Source organism: Methanobrevibacter sp. (assembly GCF_045636185.1).
Lineage (GTDB): Archaea > Methanobacteriota > Methanobacteria > Methanobacteriales > Methanobacteriaceae > Methanocatella.
The window spans coordinates 1-8,216 of record NZ_JAZTXC010000031.1; the positions used below are offsets into that span (position 1 = coordinate 1).

Here is an 8,216-nt window from a genome sequence, read left to right on the forward strand (position 1 = left end):
GGTATTGAAAGATTCCAACAACAATTAGAAGTTGTAGATTTAATTGATACAGAAGATATTGGAACTATTCAATCAAAAATTAATGAATGTGTAGAAAAAGATCCTGGTGCTTTCGAAGAAGAAGCTATGGTCATTTCCGTAGATGATGATGACGGTGACGAAGACGAAGGAGAAGCAATGAAAGTTGTTTCTGCTGAAACTGCTCTTATTGAAGCAAGAATCAGAAATATTAATACTAAAATTGATATGGTCGGAGCTGTTCAAAGAAATATGGCTGGTAATTATGCCGGTAAAGTCCAAGGTATAATGATAGGTTTAATCTTCACTTTAGTAATTGGATTTTTATTCTTGATATAAGGAGGAATAATTATGGTGCAAATTTCAAATAAACCAAATACAAGCGGACTTAAAAAAGCTGCTGAAGATACTGAATACAGTTCAAAACTTCTTGCAAGAGAAGGTAAACTTTTTGCAGGTTTACTTGCAACAAGAGTTAAAGGAATTGCTTTAGGTATATGTATAGCACTCCTTTTAGTAGTTATTATTCCTTTCCTTGCATTAGCATGTGGATTATAGAGGTGTTAAAATGAGTGAAGAAGATTCAATACCTCAAGTTATGGTAACTGCAGATGATTTCAATGCTTTAGCTGCAAAATTAGATGAAGCTGAAGAAAAAGTTGATTTCACTGTCGGTGAGTACTACCAACGTTTAGGTCAACAGACCGGAAGAGATGTTGGTATATTGTATGGTATTATACTAGGATTATTTATATTGATAATATCTATAAAATTTGGTGCAATTGCATTGATTCAAACATTGTTAGCTAGTATTTTATAGGAGGATTATTTTATGTTAAGATTTGATAAAGAACAACTCGTCATTGATATTGCTGGAGTAAAAATGGGAGGTCAACCTGGTGAGTACCCTACCGTTTTAGCAGGAACTATCTTTTACGGCGGACACAATATTATTAGTGATGAAAAAGAAGGTATCTTTGATAAAGATGCTGCTGAAGAAAGAATTAAAACTATGGAAGAAATGTCTGATGTAACCGGAAACCCATGTGTTGTACAAACTTTCGGTGCTACCCCAGAAGCTATGGTTAAATACTTAGAATTTGTAGGAGATATCTGTGACAAACCTTTCCTTATAGATTCAACTGCTGCAGCTGCAAAAATTGCAGGTGTAGAATATGTGCAAGAAGTTGGATTATGTGAAAGAGCAGTATATAACTCTATAAGTATGGCTGCAGAAGCTGGTGAAATCGAAGCAGTTAAAAACTCAGACATCGATGCATCAATTCTCTTAGGTTTCAACCCAATGAAAGCTGGTGTAGAAGGTAAAGTTGAAATCTGGGAAAATGGTGGAGATGTAATCGACAAAGGTATTCTCGAAATGGCTGATGAATGTGGTATTACCAAACCATGGATGGACGTAGCAGTTACTCCATTAGGTCAAGGTGCTGGTCCTGCAGTAAGAACTTCTTATGCAGTAAAAGCTAAATGGGGTTACCCAGTAGGATCTGGTATCCACAACGTTCCATCTGCATGGGACTGGTTAAGAGGATACAAAAAAGAACACAAAGAAGCATGGCCTGTTTGTGATATCGGTTCTAACATCGTACAACAAATGGCTGGTGGAGACTTCGTACTTTTCGGACCTATCGAAAACGCAAGATTAGCATTCCCTGCTTGTGGTATGGCAGATATTATGATTGCTGAAGCTGCAAAAGATATCGGTACCGAACCTGTAGAAGACCACCCAATTAACAATTTATTATAGATATAAAGGGTCCCGATTAGGTGATTTTTATCATCTAATCTATTTTTTTATTTTTTTCACTACTTTTTTTTAAAAAACTTTTAATAAAATTTATATTATCTTAAAAATAGATTATTATTTAACTTTAATTGAAGAGGTTAAATTATGTCTTTTTTAAGTAAAATTTTTAATAAAGGTCCTAAGCCTATTATTGCCCATTCTAAAGAAGGAAATCTTGATGTTTTAAGGGCTCAAAGGGCAGGTCCGGCTAGTCCTGGTGCTGTTAAAAAGCCAGATGTTTTTTATGTAACTGCTTCTGTTGAATTAGGTAACACTACCACAAAATGTATTGTTATGGCAACTAACTTAAACACAAGTGAGTCCTATCTATTAAACAAAACAGTTAAAATGACTCGTGACATCAGACCACCTAAAGCTGATGAGGAAGTTTTCGGTAAGACTGTTTGGGGTATTGAACTTTCTAAGGAGGCTGTAACAGAGCTTATTAGCGATACTGTTTTGGAAGCACTCAGAAAATGTAATGTCGATAAGGATGAGGATTTGGATTTTGTTGTCAGATCCACTGGTGTAACCGCAGGATTCGCTACTGCTGAAGAAGCAGGCCAGTTAATTATTGCTCTTGCAGACGGCTGTCTTGAAGCGGATATTCCACCTCGTAAGATGTCTCCTGCAATGGGTATTTCCCAACTTCCTGAAAGATTGCAAAAACATTCTCTTTTAGAAAATATTCTTTTCGATGGTGCTGTTGTTAGTGTTGTTCCTCCTGAAGGTAAAGAGACTGTTGCAAATGAGATGGAAGGAGAACTTGTAACTGCAGGTATTAAATTAGGTGCAAAATGGACTGATGTGGATTATAGAAATCCTTGTGTTTCTTTGGACTTCGGTTCTACTTTAGCCGGCCGTATTGTTAATGACAATGAACCTTATGCTAATACTGTCGGTAACTTTTTAGGTTTGGCAGGTGTTGTAAGTGATGCAATAGCTCGTGGATCCGGCCAAATCGATAAGAAAAATGGTGCTGCAATTGACTTGTATGATGAAAAGGCTGCCAAAAAAGCAGACAAGAAAAAAGCTGAAGCCAATGCATTGGAAGCTCATAAATTAATCAATATTCAAAAAGTTCCAATTGATGTGGAAAGATTCGGTACCGTTCCTGTCAATCCGGAAGCTGCTGAAAAGGCAGGCACTACTTTAATCGGTTGTGATGTTGGTTTCAATGGTGACAAACTGGATGATTTGATGGAACTGGGTGCACAATTCTATGCTGACGATGGCCTGGGCACTATGCTTTCCACTCTTGATTATGTAAGTACCAATATAGTTACCCGTGTTTTGGATGTTGCATTTAAAGAAAACGTTATCATTCCGGGTTCTGCATTGGGTATTACAGGTAGGGCAGGTATCACTGGACGCAAGCCAGAACTTATATTGGAAGCTGTTCAGGACAAATTTGAAAAAGTTGTTTTCGTTGAGGATGGTCTTGCTTTAGGTTCTGCTATTATGGCTCGTTGTATGAATTCAATGGGTACTCCAAAAGTTCCTATTGGAGGTAAACAAGGCGGTAGATGTATATTGAAAGATCGTATGAAAATGGCTGGCGGTAAATTCGCTTAGTGGTTTTGGCATGATTTATGGAATTGTAATGGCTGGAGGTAGAGGAACAAGACTCAAAACTCCAGTCGAAAAACCTCTTTTTAAATTACATAATAAACCTTTAATTAAATATGTACTTGATAATTTAAATTCCTCTAAATTGGTCGAAAAAATAATTATTGCAACCAGTCCCAATACTCCAGAAACTGTTGAGTATATGGATGATTTTAATTATGAAATTTTAGACACTCCTGGTGTTGATTTTGTTCATGACTTGTCTTTTATTTTAGATTATTTTGAAGAAAAGTCTCGTGATGATACATTACTTTTTATTAATGCCGATTTGCCTTTTATAAAAGGTGAATGTATTGATTTTATAATAAATTCTTATTTTGAATGTAAAAAGGAAGCTTTATCCACATTGATTCCTGTCAGCATTTTTGAAGATTTGAACTTGGAGTATGAATTTGAATACATGGGTCTTGTTCCTGTTGGGGTTAATATTTTAAAAAGCATAAACAAGATTCAGGATGAGTACCAGTTGGTCCTGAATAAGGAGGAATTGGCTTTCAATATTAATACTCTACAAGATGCAGATGTTGCCAATAAATATACTTTTAAATATAATGAATAATAATAGATAATATATAATTAAATTTAATATTGTTATCAGGTGATTTCATGGAAAATAAACAAATTCCTAAAAGAGAAGAAAAATTATGGAGTGAAATTAGAAACTACCAAGTTGCAACAAATAATGCTCGTATTCTTGGTGTTTTAGACGAACTTATTGTTAACGAGAAAACAGGTAAAATCGTCGATATTGCTATTCGTGTAGAAGCTGACCGTAATATCCACGTAAAAGGTGCTAAAAGAAACGGCGATTTATTATTAATTCCTTTCGCTAAAGTTGAAAAAGTCGGCGAATTTATTATTGTAACTGAATAATTTTTTCAGTTCATTTCTCTTTTTTTATATATTAAATAAAACATTGTTATATTTATATACTAGTTTAATTAATAGTTAATTATTAACATAATAATGAATTAAATGGGTGATTATAATGTTACTTGAAATTGAAAATTTGGCTGTTGAAGTCGGGGGGAAAAGAGTTTTAAAAGATATAAATCTTTCTATTGATGAAGGCGAAACCCATGTTCTTTTAGGGCCAAATGGTGCTGGGAAAAGTACTTTATTCTTAACTATATTAGGTTTTCCTCAATATAATGTTGTAAATGGTACTATTAAATTTAAAGGTCAGGATATCACTGATTTAACTACTGCTGAGAGAGTTAAGTTAGGTATTGGTGTAAGTTTTCAAACTCCTCCTTCAATCAGAGGAGTTTCCGTAAGGGACTTGCTTAAAATAGAATCCCATCAGGATATGGATGAGGATTTAAATCCGAGAATGAAAGAGCTTGCAAAGCAACTTAAGTTCAGTGATGAATTTTTAGACAGGGATGTCAACTTTGGATTTTCAGGAGGGGAAGTCAAAAGGTCTGAAATATTGCAGCTTTTGGCACAAATGCCTGATTTTACTATGTTTGATGAACCTGATTCTGGTGTGGATATTGAAAATGTGGAATTGTTGGCTTCAGAAATTGGTACTTTACTTGATAAAGATAAGCCACAGGGAAGCAGGGTTAGAAGTGGACTTTTAATTACTCATTTAGGTTACATTTTAAACTTTGTTAGTGCAGATAAAGCACATGTGTTGATGAATGGCAGAATATCTTGTTCAGGTAATCCTACTGAAATTCTTGAAGATATTAGAAAAAATGGTTTTAATGGATGTGTTGAGTGTGCGCAATGTTTATAGTGATGCTGAAAGAGCAAAAGATAAAAAAGCCCCAATAGGTGCTGATATTACAATAGAAAACTTTTCAGATGAAGCTGTTAATGCTATTGATTTATTGGATGACTTGGATGATGTCGATAAAAAGACCAAAAATACCTTGTTGAAAGTCGGTGTTGACACTGAAGAAAACAACCGTTCAGGTTCATTTTTACAGATTGACCAAAGTAATGTATTTACAAATAACTCAATATCAGATTCCATTGAAGTTATGGGTATGGAAGTTGCACTTGATAAATACAAATGGCTTGAAGATTATTTGTGGAAAGTTGTAAAGCCTGATGCTGATAAATACACTGCAAAAACAGCTTTAAGGGAACAGGAAACTGGTGTTACCAGTGGATACTTTGTACGTTCACTTCCTGGAACTAAGGAAGTAATGCCTGTTCAGGCCTGTATGTTCATTGGTGATGAAGCTGTTATGCAGACTGCTCACAATGTAATCATTGCTGAAGAAAACTCAGAGCTCCATTTGATTACTGGTTGTGCTACCGGTGATGATATAGCTTCTGCAATGCACGTAGGTGTTTCTGAAATGTATTTAAAGCCAGGATCCAAAATCACTTTTACAATGGTTCACAATTGGGCCGAACAGGTTGAAGTCAGGCCTAGAACCGGTGTAAAACTAATGGATGATACAACTTACATTAACAATTACATTTTAACCAGTCCGGTTTCAACAATCCAGTCTTATCCTACTGCTTATTGTGATGGTAAAAACTCAAGAGCTATTTTCCAATCCATTCAGGGTGGTAAAAAAGATTCCATCATTGATGTCGGATCACGCGTTTTATTGAATGCTCCAAATGCAAGAGGGGAAGTAATTTCAAGGGCGGTGTCTCAGGATGAATCTAAAATCTATTCCAGGGGCCATTTGTCAGGAACAGTACCTGGCGTTAAAGGACACCTTGAATGTCACGGATTGGTTTTATCTGATGACAGTATGATTTATGCTGTTCCTGAATTAGAAGCCAGTTCTGCTAATCTTGAAATGTCTCACGAGGCTGCTGTAGGTAAAATCTCTGAAGAAGAGATTAATTACTTAACTTCAAGAGGAATTGATGAAGAAGATGCAGAGTCTATGATTGTCAGAGGCTTTTTAAACATGGATATTACTGGTCTTCCGGATGAATTGGCTGAACAAACTCAAATGATGATAGATATGAGTGTAGATGGAATGTAATTCCATTTTTCTTTCTTTTTTTTAAACTTGTTTCATAGTATATAAACCTTTTGGCTTTATTTTCTAAGTAACCTTTATATTAATTATAATAGTAATATAATAATCAGTACATTAATGTTATGCTGAGCTAGCTCATTAAAGTACATAAATTGTGAAATTAAGGCATACCTAAACTTTATGCCTTAAAAAGCGATTTTAAAATTTTTTAAAAAATTCTAAAATTGGCGTTTGAAGGGAGAAATCTTTTCAAAAACGGAAAAAAATAAAAAAAATTTGATAGAGGAGGAAAAACTCTATGGCTGATGATGTAAAAATTGTAATGTTTTGTTGCAACTGGTGTTCCTATGGAGGAGCAGACACAGCTGGTACTGCACGTATGCAATACCCACCGAATATTAGAGTTATTCGTGTAATGTGTTCTGGAAGAATTGACCCACAATTTATTTTAAAAGCATTCAAAGAGGGTGCTGACGGGGTATTCGTAGCAGGATGTCACATGGGTGACTGCCACTACGATGCTGGTAACTATAAATTAGATCGTAGAATGAGATTAATTTATAAATTGGTTGAAGATATGGGAATTGGAAAAGAAAGAGTTCACCACGACTGGATTTCCGCATCCGAAGGTGAAAAGTTCTCTACCGCTGTTAACATGATGGTTAACAGAATTAAAGAATTAGGTCCAGCTCCATTGAAAGATCAATTAAACGCAGAAGGATAAATTGGAGGAGTTAAAAATGGCAGATAAAGTTAAAATAGGAACTATGTGGTTCGGAGGTTGTTCCGGTTGCCACTTATCAATTGCGGATTTCCACGAATCTTTAATCGATGTTATGGAATTAGCAGAATTTGAATTCTCTCCTGTACTTATGGATACCAAATACGATGAAGTACCTGATTTAGATATTCTCATCGCTGAAGGTGGAATAAGAAACGACGAAAACAGAGAATTGGCTGAAATGTTAAATGAAAAAGCTAGTATGGTTATTGCTTACGGAACTTGTGCTTGTTACGGTGGTATTCCAGGTCTCGGAAACTTATGGACTGTTGAAGACTTAACTCAAGAAGCATATGTTAACTCCGTATCTACTGTTAACCCTGAAGGTATCATCCCTAATGAAGATGTACCTCACTTAGAAAGCAGAGTAAGACCATTAAGTGCAGTTATGGATGTTGACTTAATCATTCCAGGTTGTCCTCCACGTTCTGATGTAGTAGCTGAAGCAGTTCTTGCTTTATTAAATGGTGAAACTATCGAATTACCTGCTACTAACTTATGTGAAGTATGTCCTAGAGAAAAACCACCTGCTGGTTTAGCTATGGACTTCATTAAAAGACAATTTGAAGTTGGTAAACCTGAACCTGATTTATGTTTAATTTCCCAAGGTTTAGTATGTATGGGTCCTGCAACCGTATCATTATGTGGTGCAGAATGTCCTTCCATTGCTATCCAATGTAGAGGATGTTACGGTCCTACCTCAAAAGTATTAGACCAAGGTGCTAAAATGATCAGTGCAATTGCATCTGACTACGGTGTAAATGAAGATAAAACAGTTGATCCTGAAACTGTCGCTGACCAATTGGATGATATTGTAGGTACTTTCTACTCATACACATTACCTGCAGCATTAGTACCAATGAAAATGCAAAAAGGAGGAGAATAAAATGGTTAAACTTACTATGGAACCTGTAACTCGTATTGAAGGACACGCAAAAATTACAGTCCATCTTGATGATGCAGGAAATGTTGAAGAAACAAGATTACATGTTATGGAATTCAGAGGTTTCGAAAAATTCTTAAC

General features: G+C 35.4%; 10 protein-coding genes and 1 pseudogene. All 11 read left to right on the top strand.

The genetic code is table 11. The annotated features are described in order from the left end of the window. Window positions 1-357, top strand: a pseudogene (locus ACKI3Q_RS02190) (tetrahydromethanopterin S-methyltransferase subunit A); the annotation flags it as partial. Between the two features lie 12 nt (window positions 358-369). Next, window positions 370-576 carry a tetrahydromethanopterin S-methyltransferase subunit F gene (locus tag ACKI3Q_RS02195; protein ID WP_407413842.1) on the top strand — a complete coding sequence of 69 codons (207 nt, stop codon included), beginning with the start codon at window positions 370-372 and terminating at the stop codon, window positions 574-576. Window positions 577-586: 10 nt separating this feature from the next. Next, on the top strand, window positions 587-838 hold the full coding sequence (mtrG, locus tag ACKI3Q_RS02200) for a tetrahydromethanopterin S-methyltransferase subunit MtrG (protein ID WP_407413844.1): 252 nt from the start codon (window positions 587-589) through the stop codon (window positions 836-838). Window positions 839-850: 12 nt separating this feature from the next. Beyond that, window positions 851-1,783 carry a tetrahydromethanopterin S-methyltransferase subunit H gene (mtrH, locus tag ACKI3Q_RS02205; protein WP_407413846.1) on the top strand — a complete coding sequence of 311 codons (933 nt, stop codon included), beginning with the start codon at window positions 851-853 and terminating at the stop codon, window positions 1,781-1,783. Window positions 1,784-1,927: 144 nt separating this feature from the next. Then, window positions 1,928-3,397, top strand: coding sequence for a methanogenesis marker 14 protein (locus tag ACKI3Q_RS02210; protein WP_407413848.1), 1,470 nt, complete (start codon window positions 1,928-1,930; stop codon window positions 3,395-3,397). A 10-nt stretch (window positions 3,398-3,407) separates the two neighbouring features. Continuing rightward, window positions 3,408-4,010 carry an NTP transferase domain-containing protein gene (locus ACKI3Q_RS02215; RefSeq protein ID WP_407413850.1) on the top strand — a complete coding sequence of 201 codons (603 nt, stop codon included), beginning with the start codon at window positions 3,408-3,410 and terminating at the stop codon, window positions 4,008-4,010. 47 nt (window positions 4,011-4,057) lie between these two features. Next, window positions 4,058-4,324 carry a PRC-barrel domain-containing protein gene (locus ACKI3Q_RS02220; RefSeq protein WP_407413852.1) on the top strand — a complete coding sequence of 89 codons (267 nt, stop codon included), beginning with the start codon at window positions 4,058-4,060 and terminating at the stop codon, window positions 4,322-4,324. Between the two features lie 115 nt (window positions 4,325-4,439). After that, window positions 4,440-5,195 (top strand): ABC transporter ATP-binding protein, encoded by a 756-nt coding sequence (locus ACKI3Q_RS02225; protein ID WP_407413854.1) that lies wholly within the window; start codon window positions 4,440-4,442, stop codon window positions 5,193-5,195. Continuing rightward, the gene (locus tag ACKI3Q_RS02230; RefSeq protein WP_407413855.1) at window positions 5,164-6,414 is read left to right on the top strand and encodes a SufB/SufD family protein; all 1,251 of its coding nucleotides are present in this window, start codon (window positions 5,164-5,166) and stop codon (window positions 6,412-6,414) included. The genes ACKI3Q_RS02225 and ACKI3Q_RS02230 overlap by 32 nt, the downstream gene beginning before the upstream one ends. Before the next feature lie 295 nt (window positions 6,415-6,709). Next, window positions 6,710-7,135 carry a hydrogenase iron-sulfur subunit gene (locus ACKI3Q_RS02235; RefSeq protein WP_407413857.1) on the top strand — a complete coding sequence of 142 codons (426 nt, stop codon included), beginning with the start codon at window positions 6,710-6,712 and terminating at the stop codon, window positions 7,133-7,135. 16 nt (window positions 7,136-7,151) lie between these two features. Next, window positions 7,152-8,078, top strand: a complete 927-nt coding sequence (locus tag ACKI3Q_RS02240; RefSeq protein ID WP_407413859.1) for a F420-nonreducing hydrogenase — start codon at window positions 7,152-7,154, stop codon at window positions 8,076-8,078. Window positions 8,079-8,216: the final 138 nt, after the last annotated feature.